Source organism: Moraxella boevrei DSM 14165 (genome assembly GCF_000379845.1).
Taxonomy (GTDB): Bacteria; Pseudomonadota; Gammaproteobacteria; order Pseudomonadales; family Moraxellaceae; genus Faucicola; species Faucicola boevrei.
This window is the reverse complement of sequence record NZ_KB903770.1, coordinates 151,878-171,474: the sequence shown is the minus strand read 5'-3', so window position 1 is coordinate 171,474 and position 19,597 is coordinate 151,878. Positions and strand designations below refer to the sequence as shown.

Annotated in this window: 21 protein-coding genes and 1 pseudogene; 7 read left to right on the top strand and 15 right to left on the bottom strand. The window is 38.1% G+C overall.

All coding sequences use genetic code 11. The annotated features are described in order from the left end of the window. Nucleotides 1-10: 10 nt before the first annotated feature. Both A3G3_RS0100875 and A3G3_RS0100870 read left to right on the top strand, forming a co-directional pair. Nucleotides 11-1,084 carry an ion transporter gene (locus A3G3_RS0100875; RefSeq protein ID WP_019518655.1) on the top strand — a complete coding sequence of 358 codons (1,074 nt, stop codon included), beginning with the start codon at nt 11-13 and terminating at the stop codon, nt 1,082-1,084. 100 nt (nt 1,085-1,184) lie between these two features. After that, nucleotides 1,185-1,625 carry a hypothetical protein gene (locus A3G3_RS0100870; protein WP_019518654.1) on the top strand — a complete coding sequence of 147 codons (441 nt, stop codon included), beginning with the start codon at nt 1,185-1,187 and terminating at the stop codon, nt 1,623-1,625. Nucleotides 1,626-1,695: 70 nt separating this feature from the next. On the opposite strand, the gene A3G3_RS0100865 is transcribed toward A3G3_RS0100870, so the two are convergent. The 5 genes from A3G3_RS0100865 to A3G3_RS0100845 all read right to left on the bottom strand — a co-directional run bounded on the left by A3G3_RS0100865 (nt 1,696) and on the right by A3G3_RS0100845 (nt 8,590). Next, entirely contained in the window at nt 1,696-3,492 is a 1,797-nt protein-coding gene (locus tag A3G3_RS0100865; RefSeq protein ID WP_019518653.1) for an acyl-CoA dehydrogenase C-terminal domain-containing protein, read from the bottom strand. Nucleotides 3,493-3,599: 107 nt separating this feature from the next. Continuing rightward, a complete protein-coding gene (locus A3G3_RS0100860) occupies nt 3,600-5,432 on the bottom strand; it encodes a sensor domain-containing protein (RefSeq protein WP_019518652.1) in 1,833 nt (610 codons plus the stop codon). A 35-nt stretch (nt 5,433-5,467) separates the two neighbouring features. After that, nucleotides 5,468-6,226, bottom strand: a complete 759-nt coding sequence (locus A3G3_RS0100855; RefSeq protein ID WP_026212769.1) for a 16S rRNA (uracil(1498)-N(3))-methyltransferase — start codon at nt 6,224-6,226, stop codon at nt 5,468-5,470. A gap of 104 nt (nt 6,227-6,330) precedes the next feature. After that, entirely contained in the window at nt 6,331-7,485 is a 1,155-nt protein-coding gene (locus tag A3G3_RS0100850; RefSeq protein ID WP_019518650.1) for a PilT/PilU family type 4a pilus ATPase, read from the bottom strand. A gap of 55 nt (nt 7,486-7,540) precedes the next feature. Next, on the bottom strand, nt 7,541-8,590 hold the full coding sequence (locus A3G3_RS0100845) for a type IV pilus twitching motility protein PilT (protein ID WP_019518649.1): 1,050 nt from the start codon (nt 8,588-8,590) through the stop codon (nt 7,541-7,543). Between the two features lie 206 nt (nt 8,591-8,796). Between A3G3_RS0100845 and A3G3_RS0100840 the strand changes: the two genes are divergently transcribed. After that, entirely contained in the window at nt 8,797-9,504 is a 708-nt protein-coding gene (locus A3G3_RS0100840; protein WP_019518648.1) for a YggS family pyridoxal phosphate-dependent enzyme, read from the top strand. A gap of 83 nt (nt 9,505-9,587) precedes the next feature. Here A3G3_RS0100840 and A3G3_RS0100835 read toward each other — a convergent pair whose 3' ends face one another. Continuing rightward, nucleotides 9,588-10,037: an Mpo1 family 2-hydroxy fatty acid dioxygenase gene (locus A3G3_RS0100835; RefSeq protein ID WP_019518647.1), complete on the bottom strand. Its 450-nt coding sequence runs from the start codon at nt 10,035-10,037 to the stop codon at nt 9,588-9,590. A 682-nt stretch (nt 10,038-10,719) separates the two neighbouring features. Here A3G3_RS0100835 and A3G3_RS12825 point away from each other — a divergent pair. From A3G3_RS12825 to A3G3_RS12820, 3 genes and pseudogenes are all read left to right on the top strand, one after another. Further along, nucleotides 10,720-11,928 (top strand): annotated as a pseudogene (locus A3G3_RS12825) (RtcB family protein). A 3-nt stretch (nt 11,929-11,931) separates the two neighbouring features. Continuing rightward, a complete protein-coding gene (locus tag A3G3_RS0100820; protein ID WP_019518645.1) occupies nt 11,932-12,402 on the top strand; it encodes a hypothetical protein in 471 nt (156 codons plus the stop codon). Between the two features lie 17 nt (nt 12,403-12,419). After that, the gene (locus A3G3_RS12820) at nt 12,420-12,659 is read left to right on the top strand and encodes a hypothetical protein (protein WP_019518644.1); all 240 of its coding nucleotides are present in this window, start codon (nt 12,420-12,422) and stop codon (nt 12,657-12,659) included. Nucleotides 12,660-12,699: 40 nt separating this feature from the next. Here A3G3_RS12820 and leuB read toward each other — a convergent pair whose 3' ends face one another. The 9 genes from leuB to leuC all read right to left on the bottom strand — a co-directional run bounded on the left by leuB (nt 12,700) and on the right by leuC (nt 18,965). Then, nucleotides 12,700-13,767, bottom strand: a complete 1,068-nt coding sequence (gene leuB / locus A3G3_RS0100810) for a 3-isopropylmalate dehydrogenase (RefSeq protein ID WP_019518643.1) — start codon at nt 13,765-13,767, stop codon at nt 12,700-12,702. 180 nt (nt 13,768-13,947) lie between these two features. Then, nucleotides 13,948-14,598 (bottom strand): 3-isopropylmalate dehydratase small subunit, encoded by a 651-nt coding sequence (gene leuD / locus A3G3_RS0100805; protein ID WP_019518642.1) that lies wholly within the window; start codon nt 14,596-14,598, stop codon nt 13,948-13,950. Between the two features lie 13 nt (nt 14,599-14,611). Beyond that, the gene (locus A3G3_RS0100800) at nt 14,612-15,028 is read right to left on the bottom strand and encodes a PIN domain-containing protein (protein ID WP_019518641.1); all 417 of its coding nucleotides are present in this window, start codon (nt 15,026-15,028) and stop codon (nt 14,612-14,614) included. 3 nt (nt 15,029-15,031) lie between these two features. Next, nucleotides 15,032-15,415 (bottom strand): hypothetical protein, encoded by a 384-nt coding sequence (locus A3G3_RS0100795; protein ID WP_019518640.1) that lies wholly within the window; start codon nt 15,413-15,415, stop codon nt 15,032-15,034. 13 nt (nt 15,416-15,428) lie between these two features. Continuing rightward, nucleotides 15,429-15,962 (bottom strand): YbhB/YbcL family Raf kinase inhibitor-like protein, encoded by a 534-nt coding sequence (locus tag A3G3_RS0100790; protein WP_019518639.1) that lies wholly within the window; start codon nt 15,960-15,962, stop codon nt 15,429-15,431. A 66-nt stretch (nt 15,963-16,028) separates the two neighbouring features. Further along, complete coding sequence (locus A3G3_RS0100785) at nt 16,029-16,337, bottom strand: hypothetical protein (RefSeq protein ID WP_026212767.1); 309 nt, start codon at nt 16,335-16,337, stop codon at nt 16,029-16,031. Between the two features lie 333 nt (nt 16,338-16,670). Further along, nucleotides 16,671-17,042, bottom strand: a complete 372-nt coding sequence (locus A3G3_RS0100780; protein WP_026212766.1) for an Imm41 family immunity protein — start codon at nt 17,040-17,042, stop codon at nt 16,671-16,673. 3 nt (nt 17,043-17,045) lie between these two features. Then, nucleotides 17,046-17,390 carry a toxin C-terminal domain-containing protein gene (locus A3G3_RS0100775; protein WP_228702691.1) on the bottom strand — a complete coding sequence of 115 codons (345 nt, stop codon included), beginning with the start codon at nt 17,388-17,390 and terminating at the stop codon, nt 17,046-17,048. A 156-nt stretch (nt 17,391-17,546) separates the two neighbouring features. After that, nucleotides 17,547-18,965, bottom strand: a complete 1,419-nt coding sequence (gene leuC, locus A3G3_RS0100770; RefSeq protein WP_019518635.1) for a 3-isopropylmalate dehydratase large subunit — start codon at nt 18,963-18,965, stop codon at nt 17,547-17,549. Nucleotides 18,966-19,217: 252 nt separating this feature from the next. On the opposite strand from leuC, the gene A3G3_RS0100765 reads away from it, so the two are divergent. Then, complete coding sequence (locus A3G3_RS0100765) at nt 19,218-19,517, top strand: hypothetical protein (protein WP_019518634.1); 300 nt, start codon at nt 19,218-19,220, stop codon at nt 19,515-19,517. Nucleotides 19,518-19,597: the final 80 nt, after the last annotated feature.

Sequence of the window (19,597 nt, the reverse complement as noted above, 5' to 3'; positions counted from 1 at the left end):
CACAATACCTATGCCAACCATCGCTCATATTCGCAAAAAAATCTATCATATTTTACAAAATGACGATTACGATAGCCCTATCAGTCGTTATACCGAGTATTTTTTAATTTTTTTAATTTTGCTCAATGTGTTGGCGGTGATTTTATCATCAATCAACGAATGGTATTTGCGTTATCAAGGTCATTTTGATTTTTTTGAAAAATTTTCCTTAGCAATTTTTAGCCTTGAATATTTTGTGCGATTTTGGGTTATTGCCGAAGTTGACGATAGCAAATCTGCTTGGGAAAACCGTAAAGCGTGGCTGTTTAGCACAGGTTCAGTAATTGATTTTATTGCAATTTTTCCTGCGTATCTCAATTTTTTCGTGCCGATGAATTTACGCTTGTTAATCGTGTTACGTTTGTTAAGATTATTTAAACTTACTCGTTATTTTTTAGCGTTACGCATTTTGTTAAATGTGATAAAACGTGAAAAAGAGTCGTTTAAAGCGGTGATTTTTATCTTATTGATTTTGATTATTTTGTCAGCAAGTGGTATCTATGCGGTAGAAAATAAAGCACAACCTGACGAATTTGAGTCCATTCCAAAAGCCATGTGGTGGGCGGTGGTTACGCTGACGACTGTGGGGTATGGCGATGTAACACCTGTCACCATGATTGGTAAATTCTTAGGTGCGATGATTACGATTTTGGGTGTGGGTTTAGCAGCATTGCCTGCAGGTATTTTGGCATCAGGTTTGGCAACCGAGCTTGAACATCGGCGAAAAAGTACGGAAGATTTGCTTCGGCAAAGTATTATGGATAAAAATTTGGACGTGCATGAAGAATCTGAAGCGATTGAACGTCTACGCCGTGACCTGAATTTATCACAAGAACAAGCTATCCGTGTGGTAGAAGAAATTAAGCAAGAGTTAAAAATTAATCAAAAAAATATACATTATTCACTCAATTTTTGCCCAAATTGTGGTTGTCATTTACATGATCATCATGAAAATAGACTGCAAACCGAGATGAAATCAACCACTAATAATGATGCCAATAGTCACAAAATGACAGATATTGATGATATCAATCGTTTAAACTAATCTTAAATTAATTTAGAAAAAATAAAAAGTTATTATGATAAAACTTCAAATATTCACCAATATTTTAAAAATGAATTGCTAATTTTTTAATAAAAAAACAATGAAAATCAATCAACTACGTAAACATATTATTGAAAAAACGTTTTATTTTTTGCAAAATTCTTTGGTGGAAATAGCAATTTATGAAAATCGTTTTGTTATCTATTATCAAAATGCAGATGGTAAGCAGTGCGAGCTTGAACACCTTGCCAATCCTGTGTTTTCTAACTCACGCATGCTAGTAGCGGATTTTGAAAAAGCCTTGTTAAATGTCAAAGAGATGTTGGCTAAGTTACCCAAAAAATGGTATTTGGGAAAACCGATAATTTTGGCTAATGTTAAAGAAGACATTGTGGACGGCTTAACAGCAATTGAACATAGAATATTGACTGAGTTGTTTTTGCCATATGCTCAAAAAGTGGTGGTGTTTTATCAAGATAAACAATTTGTTGTCCAAGTGTTAGATAAAAGGGAAGTTGAAAAGGCGAAACAAGTTAAATAAATAATACAAAAAAAATCCGCTAATCAATTAACGGATTTTTAAATTTTTCTTTAATTTTCAATAAGTGAAATTAAAACACAAACTCATCAATTTCCATTGCCATGTACGGCTCAAGTCCGCTGTCAATGCGTTTCACATACGTCAGTGTGCGTGGCAACAGTTTAGCAAAATAGAATTGAGCAGTTTTGATTTTAGCGGTGTAGAATTTTTCTTCACTTGTGCCGTTGGCTAGAGCTTGCCCTGCGACTAACGCCATTTTTGCCCATAAATACGCCAAAGTCACATAGCCACTAAAATACATATAATCTACCGCATTCGCCCCAACCGCATCAGGATTAGCAGCTGCTTGCATACTGATACGAGCGGTTAAATCGCCCCAATCTTTGTTGAGTTTTGCCAATGGACGGATAAATTGTCCCATTTCGTCACTATCGGCGTGTTCTTGGCAGAATTGATGAATAACCTTGGTAAAGTTCGCCAGCATTTTGCCTTGCGAACCCAAGACTTTACGACCCAATAAATCAAGCGATTGGATTTCGGTTGTACCTTCATATAAGCAAGCAATACGAGTATCACGCACGTTTTGCTCCATGCCCCACTCACGGATAAAGCCATGTCCGCCGTAAACTTGCACGCCGTGGTTAGCAGATTCGTAACCCGTTTCGGTCAAAAACGCCTTGGCAATCGGTGTTAATAGCGACAACATTTGGTCGGCATATGCCACTTGGTCTTTGTCTTCGCCTTTGGCAACCACGTCTGCAAATTGCGACAAATAATACACCAAGGCACGACCACCTTCGGCAAAGGCTTTACAGGTTAGTACCATGTTACGTACCGCAGGATGCACGATGATAGGGTCGGCGACTTGTTCAGGGGCTTTCGCACCGCTTAGTGCACGCATGGCAAGGCGTTCTTTGGCATAGTTTAAACCACCTTGGAAAGCGACTTCAGATGCGGTCAAACCTTGAATTGCCGTACCGATACGAGCAGTATTCATAAAGGTAAACATACAGTTTAGACCTTTATTTTCAGGGCCAATCAAAAAACCTTTTGCCTTGTCAAAGTTTAACACAGCGGTTGCTGATGCTTTAATACCCATTTTGTGTTCAATCGAGCCACAAGTTACTGTATTGCGGTCACCCATTGTACCATCTACATTTACACTGAATTTAGGTACGATAAATAATGAAATACCTTTTGTGCCTTGTGGGGCATTTGGTAAACGAGCCAATACGATGTGAACAATGTTGTCCGCCATGTCGTGTTCACCAGCAGAAATAAAGATTTTTTGCCCAGAAATAGCATAAGAACCGTCCGCATTTGGTTCAGCTTTACTGCGGATAATGCCTAAATCCGAACCTGCATGAGCTTCAGTCAAACACATCGTACCTGACCATTCACCTGTGATAAGTTTGGTTAAATATAACTGTTTTTGCTCCTGTGTGCCGTGATGTTCAATGGTGCGGATTGCCCCTTCGGACAAACCGGGGTACATAGAAAACGACCAGTTTGCCGAACCCATCATTTCGCTAATCACAGAGCCTAGCGAAATTGGCATACCCTGACCGCCATGTTCCACATCGCCACATAAAGAAGTAAAGCCCAATTCGCAATATTGCTTGTAGGCTTGTTTAAACCCTGTTGGCGTGGTAACAATGCCGTTGTCAAAAGTACAACCTTCTTCATCGCCAGAACGATTTAATGGCGAAAGTTCATTTTGAGCAAAATCTGCCCCAGCTTCGACAAAGCTATCCAACGTGTCTTTGTCCACCTCAGCATAGGCAGGAATGGTTTTGTAATGATTTTCAAAGTCAAGCAACTCGTGCATGACAAATTTAATATCACGAAGTGGTGCGGTATATTGCATGGCGGTTTCCTTTTTATCAAATGATTTTGCTAAAAATTAGCATTAAAAATAATTGATAATAAGATAGGGAAAAACTTGCAAACTTACAAGGTCTTTGCTATGACTAATCAGTCATACACCACACTTGATTGTTGTTGTAGCCAAGTTGTCGCTTCATCCGCCGACATCGGTTTGCCATGAAAAAATCCTTGCGTGGCATCACAGCCGAGTTGTTTTAGGCATTGATATTCGGCTTGATTTTCCACCCCTTCGGCAATTACCTTGATATTCATGTTGTGAGCCATTTGGATAATGGCTTTAACAATTTGGATTTTTTGTGGTTTCGTGTTGATATTTTGAATAAATAATTTATCAAATTTTAACAAATTAATTGGAAAGTGGATTAAATAACCTAGCGATGCATGGCCTGTGCCAAAATCATCAATTGCAATGCAAAAGCCATTGTCACGCAAAAAATCTAATATAGTTAAGGTATCATGATTATTGGCAATCGGTGCGGTTTCGGTTAATTCAAACTCAATAAACTTGGCAAAATTTGGGTATTTCAAAAGACTTTGTTTCATAAAACTTAAAAAATTATCATGTAATAATTGACGAACATCAATATTAATGCCAAGTTTTACCAAAAAGCCCTGCTGTTGCCACGCCAAGGCTTGCGTCATGCAATGCTCAACCATATTTTCAAATAATGGTTGTGAAAAACTATCTAAAACTTCATCTAAAAAATCTTTCGGTGACAAAATCCCCAATATAGGATGATGCCAACGCATCAGGGCTTCAAAGTGATAAATCGGTTGACCATCGTCATCTGTGGGTTGTTCAAAATAGATTTTTGGCTGAAAATATGCCACGATTTGCGAGTTATTTAAGGCATAAATAAACGCACTTTGAACATGAATTTTATCAAAGACAGGACTAAAATTCAGGCGGTCGAACCAAACAAGCTGATTGCCACCGCTACCACGGGCTTGGCGTAAGGCTTTTTCTGCTTGGCTAATTAAAATGTCTGCGTTATTGTGTGCTTCGGTATTTGATTCATGATAAGATGCCACGCCGATAGATACATTGATATAAATCGGTGTATCATTGATAGTAAAGGGTTTTTGAATTGATTGTTGTAAGTTAGCTAAATAACTATCAATATTTTCTAAGTTATTTGTCAACAAAAGTAGGGCAAAATCATCACCACCGAGTCGAGAAAAACCTTTAACTTGACAGTTTTTTTCATTAAAATCTTGTATGCGGGTAACAAAGGCTTTGAGCAACATATCAGTCGCCCAGTTGCCAATACTGGCGTTAAGAATTTGTAATTTATCAATATTTAGTCGAACTAATGCAATATTTTTATCAAGATAATCTACTTTATGATTTAAAAAATTTTGCATCACCACGGACATAATCGTAAAAAAAGTTTCTCGATTTTGTAAACCTGTCAACGCATCATAGCGTAATGCATGTTTCAGTGACTGTTCCATGTGGGTTTGGTGGCTGATATCGCTTAACACACCCAAATAAATATTAGCGTCTGGGTGAAGTTGTAGCGGAATAGCTTGAACGCGGGCAAAAATTTGTTGGCTATTTTGCGGCAAAATAATCATCAATTCGTCAAGTTGGGTGTGATTTTTAAGTTGTTCTTCGATGTTTAAAAAAACTTGCTGACGGCTTGGCTCAAAACTTTCAATCGGATTAATAGAAAAATATTTTCCCAAAATTTCGCTTGGTTCAAGGTGAATAATTTGTGCAAAACGTTGATTAAATGCAACAAAATTCAGGTTTTCATCTAATAAACACACACCGTCTGAAATATGATTAAGCAAATATGCCAAAATTTGTTCGACATTGGCAACATTCTTTTTAATACTTAAGCTATTTTCAAAAAAAAATCGGTCAAAAATCAACGGATGTTTGCCATCAATTTCTTTGAAAACAGGATATGACATAATTCACCTTTTTTAAAATATTAATTAAAAATATATTATATATGATATAGCGTTTGCAACGCTGTCAAAGCGACAACAGGGGCGGTTTCGGTGCGTAAAACCCGCTCACCGATTTGCCATGCCAAAAAATCATGCTTATATGCCAATGTCAACTCGTCATCGGATAAGCCACCTTCTGCACCAATTAACAAACAATAGTCAGCATTCTTATCAAATTTTGTCGCATCAAAAATTTGGGAACTGCTTAAGCGTTCAGGGACAGCAAGCACTAATTTTAGCGTGTTTTTTTGCAATGCATCTTGTGAAAAATTTTGGATAAAGTCTTGAATGCTTATTGGGGGTAAAATCATTGGCACAAGGTTTAAGCCACATTGTTCACAGGCGGAATTTGCCACGCCTTGCCAATGGGCGAGTTTTTTAGCGATTTGGTCGGATTTTAGGCGTACCTCGCCATGGTGACTGGTGAGTAGTTGAATCTGATGTACGCCTGTTTCACAGGATTTTTGAATGGCGTAATCCATGCGTTCGCCACGGCTCATTACTAGCCCAATGCTAACCTTAAACGGCAAATTACGGTTAATCGGTGAAAAATTATTGACCAAAACACTGGCGGTTTTTTTGTCAATATCGCTTAACGTAACAAGATATTCACCACCTTGACCGTCAAATAAAATCCCCGTATCGCCAACATTTGCTCGCAATACTTTGCACCAATGTTGAAATATGTTATCGTCTAACTCAACTTGTTTGCCAATCGCTAGTACATTTGGATTGGCATAAAAAAAACGTCGCATCATTGATTATTTTAACAAATTATTTTAATTTTTGATAATAAAAGCAAACATTAGGGCGTAATCACTCACGCCCTAATTTTTTGATAACAATGGGTTTTTTACAATTAACCAAATAGTCCACTACTTTTATTGCTATAGTCCTCATCGGCTTGCAATGAGAAGTTGCTGTCTTCATCATCCACTTCGCCTGCATGTTTACTTTGTAATTTGATTAATAGACGCAAGTCATTCGGGCTATCGGCAGATTTAATCGCATCTTGATAAGTGATTTCACCGTTTTCGTATAAGTCAAATAAGGCTTGGTCAAAAGTTTGCATCCCTAATTCACGCGAACGTTTCATTACAGGTTTAATCTCATGGATTTCACCTTTACGGATAAAGTCCCCGATTAATTGTGTATTTAGCAAGATTTCAAGGGCAGCACGGCGACCTTTACCGTCTGGGGTTGGAATAAGTTGTTGAGCGATAATCGCACGTAGGTTTAATGACAAATCCATTAAAATCTGTTCGTGTTGTTCACTTTCAAAAAAGTGAATAATACGGTCAATCGCTTGGTTGGCGTTATTCGCGTGCAGGGTGGCAAATACCAAGTGTCCCGTCTCGGCATATTGCACTGCATAGTCCATGGTTTCTTTGGTACGAATTTCCCCAATCAAAATCACGTCAGGGGCTTGACGCAGGGTATTTTTTAGTCCTGCTTCAAAGGACATGGTATCAATGCCAACTTCACGTTGGGTAATAATACAGCCTTTGTGTTCATGCACGTATTCAATCGGGTCTTCAATGGTGATGATATGCCCACGAGAGTTTTCGTTGCGATGTCCAATCAACGCCGCCAACGTGGTTGATTTACCTGTACCTGTCGCCCCCACCAACAGCACGATACCACGTTTTTTCATGGCAACTTCTTTTAAAATGGGCGGTAAATTCAAATCTTCAGGTTTAGGAATTTTGGTTTCAATTTTACGCAAAATCATGCCTGCCGCATCTTTTTGGATAAAGGCAGAGACACGAAAACGAGCCGTTTTGTTTTTATCACTAATCGCAAACTGACATTCGTGGGTTTCGTCAAATTCTTTGATTTGATTTGGGGTCATCACACTTTTAACCAACGCCATCGATTGTTCAGGTGTTAAGTTGTTTTTAGCAACAGGCATAATGACGCCATTTACTTTCATGGACGGCGGTACGTCGGCGGTAATAAACAAGTCCGAACCGTTTTTTTGCACCATTAACTGCAATAATTTATCAAAATCCATAACAATTCTCGGTTAATTTGTTAATTTTAATTTGTTTAACAATAAGTATATCAATTTACATAAACGCTTCAGGTTGTTTGGCGTATTGGCGGGCAGATTCTTTGCTAATCACGCCTTTGTTGAGCCATTCACGCAGACTTTGGTCAAGCGTGGTCATGCCTTCACCTGCACTGGTTTGAATGGCTGAGTACATTTGTGCGACTTTGTTTTCACGGATAAGGTTACGAATGGCAGGCGTGCCAAGCATAATCTCATGTACCGCCACACGTCCGCCTGTTTGACGTTTTAACAGGGCTTGTGAAATTACTGCTTGTAAAGACTCTGATAACATCGCACGAATCATGTCTTTTTCAGCTGCAGGAAAAACGTCCACCACACGGTCAATGGTTTTGGCAGCAGATGTGGTGTGTAGTGTACCAAAGACCAAGTGTCCTGTTTCGGCAGCGGTCAAAGCTAGGCGAATGGTCTCCAAGTCACGCATCTCACCAACTAGGATAACGTCAGGGTCTTCACGCAGAGCCGAACGCAGGGCTGCATCAAATGACAAGGTATCACGGTGTACTTCACGTTGGTTAATCAGCGATTTTTTGGATTGATGTACAAACTCAATCGGATCTTCAATGGTTAAAATATGTTCTTTACGGTTTTCATTAATATAGTTAATCATCGCTGCAAGCGTGGTTGATTTACCAGAACCTGTCGGACCAGTTACTAACACAATACCACGTTTAAAACTGGACACTTTTTTGAATACTTCGCCCATGCCAAGCTGTTCCATCGTCAAAACTTCAGACGGAATGGTACGAAATACCGCACCTGCACCACGGTTTTGGTTAAACGCATTCACACGGAAACGTGCCACTTCAGGAATTTCAAACGAAAAGTCAGCTTCCAAAAACTCTTCATAATCCGCACGCTGTTTATCATTCATGATATCATAAATCAAGCCATGAACCGTTTGATGGTCAAGTGGTGGCATATTGATTTTGGTAATCTCACCGTCCACCCGAATCATCGGTGGCAAACCTGCAGAAATATGCAAGTCCGACGCTTTGTTTTTGTTGGAAAAACGCAATAAATCATCAATGCTGAGTTTTTTTGACATAATTTTGCCTATCTTTTGCTGAAACAGTTTGGTTAAAAATTTGTCCCACTATAAACAAAATTTGCTAAAAATACGAGTGAAAACCGACAAAATGCCAACTTTTCAGATTTTTGCCAAAATTTGTCAAAAAAAATGGGTTTAATGGTTGCTATTATAGCCGAAATTGTTAAAATTAACACATGATTTTGGCTTTGATTTGAGAACTTATGATGTCAACTCACGAAAATTTTTCAGAATTTATTTGTGATAAACAATTAATTCAAAATTACGAACAAATAAAACAAAAAATACCACCCCACGTTACCTTATTAGCGGTGTCAAAAACCAAACCAAGCCACATGATACAAGTGTTGGCAGAGCAGGGACAACAGCATTTTGGCGAAAATTATGTACAAGAAGCCATTGCCAAAATCCAACAATTAAAAGATATCAAAATCAATGGCGAGCCGATTATTTGGCACTATATCGGACATATTCAGCGTAATAAAACCCGTGATTTGGCTCAATATTTTGACTGGGTGCATGGGGTTGACCGCCTGTTAATTGCTGAGCGTCTTAGCGAACAACGCCCCAAAAATTTGGCAAAACTCAATATCTGTATTCAAATCAACATTGATGACGAAGAAACAAAATCAGGCTGTCAACCTGAAGAATTACCAATATTAGTTGAAAAAATCAGCCAATTAGCCAATTTACGCTTGCGGGGCTTGATGATTATTCCTGCTAAAAATAGCGAAACTGCCTTTGTTAAAACCAAACAACTTTTTGATAATGTCAAGCAGTTTCACGCCAATCCAAGCGATTGGGATACTTTATCCATGGGGATGAGTGGCGATATTGAACAAGCGATTGACGCAGGTTCAAGTATGGTGAGAGTAGGGACGGCGATTTTTGGAGTGAGAAATTATTATTAAAATAATTGTTAAAAATTAGTTATAATATTAAAAAACTTGGGTTAATTTTTTGTTAACCCAAATTTTTTATTGATTTAAAAAAATTAAACATGGGTTGCTATTTGATTGGTTTTTCCCATTAGACTTAACGACACCCACGCAGGTCCAATCAATAAAAATTGCAAATCTTCAAAAAATGACGGCTTTGCCCCTTCAATTTTATGACCAACGAATTGACCAATCCAAGCCAACACAAACACACCAATCCAACCGCCAAACCCAATCGGCACAACGACCGCTAATCCAACGCACACCGCCACAAAAGCCGACATAGCGATAAATAATGCCAAAGACAAATGTGCGTAAAACCACAACACACCGACCGCCACCACTAACAACAAAAACGGACTAATCAGCCACAACATGGCGACTATCGTCAAAAAAATCACAGGCACGCAGACAAAATGGATTTTTTTATTGGTGGGGTTGCGGTGGCTCACAGCATAATCCGACAACCATCTGGCAAGATTTTTACGACTTTTCAATAGATTCATGATAAACTCCTTTTAAAATTGGTTAAATTTAATCTAACATAAATTACCCTAAAAAGAAAATATTTTTATGTTAAATAAATAATTTTAGCAAAAAATCGCTTGCAATTTTAAAAATAAAGAATTATATTACGCATATCCAATCATTAGTGAAAGTTAATAATTGGAAAATTCAACTACTTTTCAACTTCGTTTTAGCAAAAAAGGTTGCTACAGACCGCTAAAACCACAACCAATGGGAGAGACATCATGACTGTACATCTTTACACAACAACAAAACCTGATGATTCTAACTTATTGGTTTTATCTCGCTAATAGACTGGTTTTACGCTATTTTTTCACAAAACCTAAGTTAAATTCATCAAGCCATTGCCAAAAATAGTTACTTTATTGGTAAAAATTATGTGATGAATAAACTTGGGTTTTTTATGCTTATCCATTTTTATCACATCACCTGCCAAATTTTTGGTCATTTCTTGTTGTTGTTTTCTTTTTAATCAAACAATTTTTATCTTTTTTGCTAAATTTTTGATTTGGTAAATTGGACAAAGGATTTTTATTGTTTAAAATTTATTAATAATATTTGTGTTTTTTGCTTCATTTATTATTTTTTATTATTAAAAAATAATACAGGCTTTGTTATGCCAAAAAAAATTAAAAGACCAACCAATTTTAGGAAAAATATATGCCAATCCAATTAACTTTAAATAAAAATGCCGTTGCAAAAGGTGTGCCTGTTAAAATTTTTACCAATGACATTGAAGACGATGCCATTCGCCAATTACGCACATTAAGCTAGCTCCCTTTTATTCATTCACACATTGCCGTGATGCCTGATGTGCATATTGGCAAAGGGGCAACAGTCGGTAGCGTGATTCCGACCAAAGACGCCCTGATTCCGTCTGCGGTTGGGGTGGATATTGGTTGTGGCATGAATGCAGTGCGATTATCCATTAAAGGTTCACAATTACCTGATAGCCTTGGTAAAATTCGCTCTGCTATTGAGCAAAAAGTCCCTGTTGGCTTTAATTGTCATCAAAGCATTTCGGTGAAAATGAGTACGCTTGACCTCCTTGCCATTCGTCTAAAAAAAATTACTGATAAGCACAAAGGCTTAACCAAAATGCTCCGTAATTTTGACCGCACTTGGGCAAAACAACTTGGCACGCTTGGCGGTGGTAACCATTTTATTGAATTGTGTGTGGACGAAAATGATGATGTTTGGATAATGCTCCATTCGGGAAGTCGTGGCATTGGGGCGTGTATTGGCGAGTATTTTATTACGCTTGCCAAAAAAGAATGTGAAACTCGGCTTGGTTTTATCCCTGATCGTGAATTGTCTTATTTTGCCCTTGGCTCACAAAGTTTTGATGATTATATGGAAGCGGTACAATGGGCTCAGGATTATGCCTTTGAAAATCGGCGTGAGATGATGCGACTTATTTTAAATGTCTTAAAAAATGAATTGCCCCATTTTGTGCCAACAAAAGAAGCGATTAATTGTCATCATAATTATGTCAGCCAAGAGACACATTTTGATAGTCAAGTTTATATTACCAGAAAAGGGGCGATTAGTGCTTATGACGGTGAACTTGGGATTATTCCAGGCTCTATGGGAGCAAAGTCCTATATTGTCAAAGGCAAGGGTAATAGCGAGAGTTTTTGTTCTTGTTCACATGGATCTGGGCGTAGGCTTAGTCGTGGTAAGGCGATTCGTTCTTTTACACTTGATGATTTAAAAGCCCAAACAGTAGGCATTGAATGCTGAAAAGACAAAGGCGTCATGGACGAAATTCCACAGGCGTATAAAGACATTGATGCGGTCATGGCAAATCAAAATGATTTGGTGGAGGTGGTGCATACGCTCAAACAAGTGATGTGTATTAAGGGGTAAATGATGAAAATGATTGGCAATAAAAATAAAATTGCTTATGAAATTTTATCTACCAATAATGGCTTAATTGAAATGAATGTTTATTTTGCCAACCATTGTTTGACTGTGAATGACTGCTTTCATTATTATGCAATGGTTGTTAATAGTATTCAAAAAGAAATTGATGATTTTAACAATGAAAGTTTATTTCGTTTAAAAGAAAATTATCAAGGCGAAACAGTTGAGAATTTATTTGATGTGATGACTGAACAAAAAATGCCAATTTATCAATATATTGATAATAAATTGGACTTTTTTAGTTATGACTTATCAACCAAAAATGCGGATATTGCCGTTATTAAACAAGATAACGACTTGTTATTTTTTGGTAAAATTGATGACAATGCAGAATTTTTAACAGTTCAAATTACTGTTGATGAGTATGTTGCTTTGTTAAATGAACTGTTGAAATATATTGCTAATTATACAGAATAAATTCAGTGAGTATAAAAATGAAATCTAAAACCCAAAAATCCCTCATTAAACTTGGCAAACAATTAGCAAAAAATCCTAATTTAATTGCCCAATCGCAAAAACCCATTAAACCCAGAAACTATCTCGCCCTAAATCCACTATTGCAAAAAGGCGGATTGCACGATAAAGACGATGTCGTCCTTGCCCGCAAAAAACAAAGACGGCAATGTAAGCAGGATTTAAGGCGGACGGATTGGTTTAATCAATCTGATGTTTAGGAGAAATTTATGGAACAAACTTATTTTTGAGTGCTATCAGTTACAACCTATCCACCACCAAATCCCCCATTTGCTCACAGCCCACAAGCGTTGTGCCGTCCTCATAAATATCTTTGGTGCGATAGTCGTCCGCCAATACCGCTTGCACGGCATTCTCCACTTGCTTGGCACACTTTTCATCGTTTAAGCTATACCGAAGCATCATCGCAAGCGATAAAATGGTTGCGAGTGGATTCGCCTTATTTTGACCTGCAATGTCAGGAGCAGAGCCGTGGCTTGGCTCATAAAGTCCTTTGCCATTTTCATCAAGGCTTGCTGACGGGAGCATTCCAATAGAGCCTGTCAGCATTGACGCTTGGTCGGAGAGAATATCGCCAAAAATATTGCCTGTCGCCACCACATCAAATTGCTTGGGGTTTTTGACCAGTTGCATCGCACAATTATCCACATACATATGGCTAAGCTCGACATCTGGATAGTCTTTGGCGACTTCATTAAAAATTTCTTTCCAAAGTTCGGTCGTCTCCAGCACATTGGCTTTATCCACCGAACACAATTTTTTACCCCGTTTTTGGGCGGACTCAAAGGACACTTTGGCAATACGGCGAATTTCACTCTCGCTATATCGCATGGTATTAAAGCCTTCACGCTCGCCTTTATCGTTGGTAATAATGCCCCGTGGTTCGCCAAAATAAATATCGCCCGTTAATTCTCGTACGATTAAAATATCAAGTCCCGCCACCACTTCTGGTTTTAAAGTAGAGGCATTAGCAAGTTCTTTATATAAAATGGCAGGGCGTAAATTAGCAAATAAATTTAAATCTTTGCGAATTGCCAAAAGCCCTCGCTCTGGGCGTAAGGGGCGGTCTAAATTGTCGTATTGCGGAGAACCCACCGCCCCTAATAGCACCGCATCGGCTTTTCTCACGATTTCTTGGGTCTCATTAGGATATGGTGAGCCATAAGCATCATAGGCTTCTCCGCCCAATTTGGCGTATTCATAAGAAACTTGTAAGCCTTGTTCAATGAGTTTATCCAAAACTTTAACGGCTTGGGCGACAATTTCAGGTCCTATACCGTCGCCATTTAGGATTGCAATGTGTTTCATAGGGATTTCCTTTTTTAAATTTAAATACTTACTGTAGGTGCGTATTACGCACCCTTTAATATAAATAATATAAAAATACAATGATATTTTTATATAAAAACTTATCCATTTAAAATTATAAACAGTATTTTAAATTGGTGCGTGATACGCACCTTACACAATCAAATATTTAATGAGCAATTAAGCATTTAACTCTCTAAACACCCACGGTCTATCCGCTTTGGTTTTTTCTTCAAAGGCTTTAATATCATCGGCATTTTGCAAAGTTAGTCCAATATCATCAAGCCCATTTAATAAACAATGCTTGCGAAATGCGTCCACTTCAAAATGATATTCTTTACCACTTGGGCTAATCACTTTTTGATTTTGTAAATCTACGGTTAATTGATAGCCGACAGTATCAAAACACTCTTTAAAGAGTTCATCAACTTGTGCCTCTGACAATATCACAGGGAGCATTCCGTTTTTAAAACAGTTATTAAAGAAAATATCGGCAAAACTTGGGGCAATCACGGTGCGAAAGCCATATTCATTCAATGCCCAAGGGGCGTGTTCACGGCTTGACCCACAGCCAAAATTGGTGCGAGCAAGCAAAATCGTTGCCCCTTGATAGCGATCTTGATTTAGCACAAAATCAGGGTTTTTGGGGCGTGCATTGATGTCTTGCCCCAAATAGCCTTCGTCCAAATAACGCAGTTCATCAAACAAATTATCGCCAAAGCCTGTGCGTTTAATCGATTTTAAAAACTGCTTAGGAATAATCAAATCCGTATCCACATTGGCACGGTCTAATGGGGCAACAATGCCAATTTCGGTGGTGTATTGTTTCATAATTTTTGCCTTATTAGAGTTTAAAAGGGTTTAATATGCGAATGCCTTGAATGATTTGCCCGTGCGTTAAATCTTCGGAATACATTATTTTGCAATCGGCTCTATATCCAGCGACAATCATTAAAGCGTCCCACAATCTTAATTTATGATGAATGCTTACCTTAATACCTTGTTCAATTAGCGAAACATCGGTCAATACAATGGGCAATTTACTCAAATTAGCAACCGTATTTTGCATTTGGACTGGGTCTAATTTAAGTTTATAGGTGGTAACATTATAAAACTCTTGCAAAACTTGGGTAGAAATCACAAGATTTTGATTGATTTGCAAATTTGTGATTAAATCCAAAGCCATTTGGCGTTTTTCTGGAAACCGCCCATCAACCGTATAAACCAAAATGTTGGTATCAATAAAGGCTTTATCGCTCATACTTTATCGCTCATAGATATCATCTCGTGTCCAACCACGCTCATTTTGTGGTAAATGCGTGGCAATATTTTGCGATGCCTTTTCGGTCATTGCCAAAAAATTGGTAATCCAATCTTTATCGGTTTTATCTTCGCTCACCGCCAAATAATCCAAAGACGAATATTCATCAATATCTTTTTGTAATATCACATCATTGGAAAAACTTTGAATGTCTTGGGAATTTTTTTTATCTTCCAAAAAACCCAATAAACCGTCTTGATTATTTGCATTTAATGACTGTAATGGATTATTAACCGAATGAATGATTTTTTCAACCAATACCATTTTATCGGCATTGTTTAAATGCTGTATCATTTGATAATAATGCTCCACAATTTCAATAGGCATTTTAGGCTCCCATTTACCAACTATAATAAGCCGTCAAACTTGCTGTTGCCAACACTTTGCCATTTAAATTAAATCCCAAAACCGCAGGGCTAATGTTATTGTCCAAATCCAATTTTTGATTTAAGGCATACAGCGTAAAAATATAGCGGTGCGGTTTATCGCCTTTTGGGGGAAATGCCCCCATAAAACCGTCCAGTCCTGCATCATTTTTTAGCTCAATAATACCATTGCCAAAATCATTGGACTTACCTTTTGGTAATTCACTCCACTCAGCAGGAATATTAAACACATTCCAATGCCAAAAGCCCGAGCCTGTTGGGGCGTCTGGGTCGTACATTGTTAGCACAAAACTTTGGGTGTTTTTTGGGGCGTTTTGCCATTTCAGATTAGGGCTGATATTGCCCCCTTTATAACCCCAAATATTGGCGACATAGTCATTGGACAGCGTGCTACCTTCGCCAATATCATCACAAGTTAGCACCATATCGCCTTTTGGCTGGGTGGGATTGCGTACATCTAGGTAGGTGTTTTGGGCTAAATCGTTCATACAGTTTTCCTTTTAAACAAAAAAAATCAGTTAAATTTAAAGTTTTAACAAGTTCACCATAACTCATCATTTGTATTCGGTGCATTCAATGTCTTTGACTTCACAAAACATTGCATTGTTTTTGGCAAGGCATTGTTTTTGGGTGTCCAAAATCGCTTTGCCACGGTTTGTGTTTTCGGCTTTAAAAGTATCTATAAACGGCTTAATTTGACACACATAAATCGGTGCGTTGGGGTCTTTGATTTGACCATTGATAATCACCGCTTGGGGGCTTGGCGTTTGTATGACAATCGGTACAACCTTGCCAGTAGGGTCTGTAATAACACAAGCACTTAAAAGACTTAACATCGGTAGTACTAATAATAATTTTTTCATAAAAGCTCCAAGTTTAATTTCCAAATCATCAGAATTTCCAACAACAACATCTGGACGGTATTTTAATCGTGATAATTTGGTGTATTGCGAAAAATCGTCAAGCGGTTTTTGTTCCACCAATTTTTGTAACTGCTCAATAATTTACAATTGATGACTTGTGTCTAATTGTTGTGCCACTCCCACAATTTGGGCGACTGTAAAAGGCATTATATACTCCGTTTATTGAACTTTTAAAATTAAAAAATCTTAACTTATTATAATTTTTTTTGATTTTAAAAATAAGGCAAAGCCTATTTAATAGACTGCCTTATTTTTGAATAAAATAAAAATACATCAACTAGGATTGTAGCCAAATTCTATTTCCTTTATATCATTACCAGATAATATACACCAAGAAATAACTTTTAATCGCTCAAATCTATCAAAAATATCACTGCTATCATTTGGATTAGATTTTTCAATGTTAAAATCTAACCAATTTGGCACTATCATTAGTTCGATAATTCGAAATAGGCATACAACTATTTCTCTTGGCAAATCATTGGGGTATGGATATTCTTTTTGAATATTAAGAAGTGAATTTTCTAACTTCAAATACTCTTCATCAGACCAAATACTGTAATCAATCCATTTACCAATAAAGGAATTTTCATCATAATTTTGAGAGAATGTTACATTTCTATAAAAATCAAAAAAATCATTCATCACTTAATCTCCAATTCTGTTCATATTAACATCAAAAGTACCGTTTCTTGTATCTTTGCTATTTAATTTTTCAGGTGACGATGCTTCTTTCCAAGCACCGCCATTATGCCCATCTACATCTCTTGAAATATAACTATTACCTTTTTTAAATACAACTGCACCACTTTTGGTTCTATAATTAGTTTTAGTATACCCCAACGCAGTAGCACCTTTGGTAGCCTCAGCATCAGTCTTATAAACAGCACCGTTAGTAACCCTAGCAGGTGTACTATTAGCTACACTGGATGCTTTGGTAGTTTGAACTGTTGTTGTTCGACCAATTTTTTTTTGGAGTTTTTTTACCAGCAAAAGAAACAGAAGAAAACAAAACAAAACTTAAACAAATAAGCATATAGAAAATTTTTTTCACCATAGCAGTTCCTCTAACAAAAAATTACTTAAAAACATAATACTACAACAAGTTAAGAAATCAAGTCAAACAAAATTTAGATAATTAGAATGATATTAAACCAATCGCACATCTACAAAATGCCCCGCTATCGCCGCCGCTGCCGCCATGGCAGGGGACACTAGGTGCGTGCGACCACCATTACCTTGACGACCTTCAAAGTTACGGTTTGATGTACTGGCACAATGCTCGCCTGCTTGCAGTTTGTCGGCGTTCATCGCAAGGCACATAGAACAGCCCGGCTGCCGCCACTCAAAACCTGCGTCCACAAAAATCTTATCCAAACCCTCTTTTTCGGCTTGTTTTTTGACAAGACCCGAACCTGCCACAATCATCGCTTGTTTAATGGTTAGGGCGACTTTTTTACCTGCCACGATTTTAGCAACTTCTCGCAAATCTTCAATGCGAGAATTGGTACACGAGCCGATAAACACACGGTCAAGGCGAATGTCCGACAGCGACTGACCTGCCGAGAGGCCCATATACCGATAAGCACGCTCCCAGTCGCTTTTTTGCACTTCATCTTTTGCCATATCCAGTGTTGGCACATTTTGCGACACAGCAACCACCATTTCAGGCGAAGTCCCCCACGAGATTTGCGGTTCAATCTCATCGCCATTTAGCACCACCACCGCATCAAAATGAGCGTCATTATCCGATTTTAGGGTGTTCCAATAGGCAACCGCCTTGTCCCACTCATCGCCTGTCGGTGCATAGGGGCGACCTTTGACATAGTCTATGGTTTTGTCGTCCACTGCCACAAGCCCGACCCTTGCACCGCCTTCAATCGCCATATTACACACAGTCATACGCCCTTCAATGGACATATCACGGAACACTTGTCCACCAAACTCAATGGCATAGCCCGTCCCGCCTGCCGTGCCAATTTTGCCAATAATCGCCAAAATCACATCTTTGGGCGTTACGCCTTTGCCAAGTTTGCCGTCCACACACACAAGCATATTTTTCATTTTTTTGGCGACAAGGCATTGGGTCGCAAGCACATGTTCCACCTCAGATGTGCCAATGCCGTGAGCCAGACAGCCCAATGCCCCATGCGTTGCGGTATGGCTATCGCCACAGACCACCGTCATACCAGGTAAGGTCAGCCCCTGTTCAGGTCCAACCACATGAACGATGCCTTGGCGTTCGTCATTAATGCCAAATTGCACAATATCAAAGGCATTGCAATTATCATCAAGCGTTTTGACTTGAATGCGAGAAGTGTCGTCTTCAATGCCTGAAATACCTTGTGAGCGTTCTTTAGCCGATGTTGGTACGTTGTGGTCAGGCGTGGCAATATTTGCCGACAAACGCCAAGGGGTACGATTTGCCAAAGTCAAGCCCTCAAACGCCTGCGGACTGGTTACCTCGTGCAATAATTGACGGTCAATATAAATCAGTGCCGAGCCGTCATCACGCTCTTTGACCAAATGGTCGTCCCAAAGTTTATCGTAAAGGGTTTTGCCTGTCATGCGTTGGGTATCCTTTAAAAGTTTTGTAAAAAATTTGTTATCAAATTACGTTTAGAGTGTCATTATAACAGAAAATTTTTATAAATTTAATTGATGATTTTTATAAATTTAAAAACATTTCGGAATGTTAGGCTTTTTTTGACAATGGTAACAAAAAATAAATTGACAGGCTATTGCTTTTTTGGGTGTGGGGGGGGTAAAATGAGCAAGTATTTTACTTTTTAACTTAATAGACAAAGGATAGGAGATAGTATGTCTGCTCTTGTACAGGTTTTTGTAAAACCTAACTGTGAAAAATCCCTAAAAGCCCTTGAAATGGTTGCGGAAAACGGTGGAATTGATGACGTTGTTTTTTTTGGAGAGATTGACAAAGAAATGGCTAAATATTCTAACGATGCGGTAAGCCAAATCAATGAAGATGCTGATATTTTAGCAGAATTTAAAAAAGAAGGCTTAGAATTACCTGTGGTGATGTTTGATAGTTGGACGGTTGGTTATGATGAATTACTTGAAGCGTATGAAACTGAAGAATTAAACGGTTATTTTACCTAATTTAATGAATTTTTGAAAATTTAAAAACGCAAAATTTTTGTCGCCCAAAGATTTTGCGTTTTTTATGATTTTTATTGATT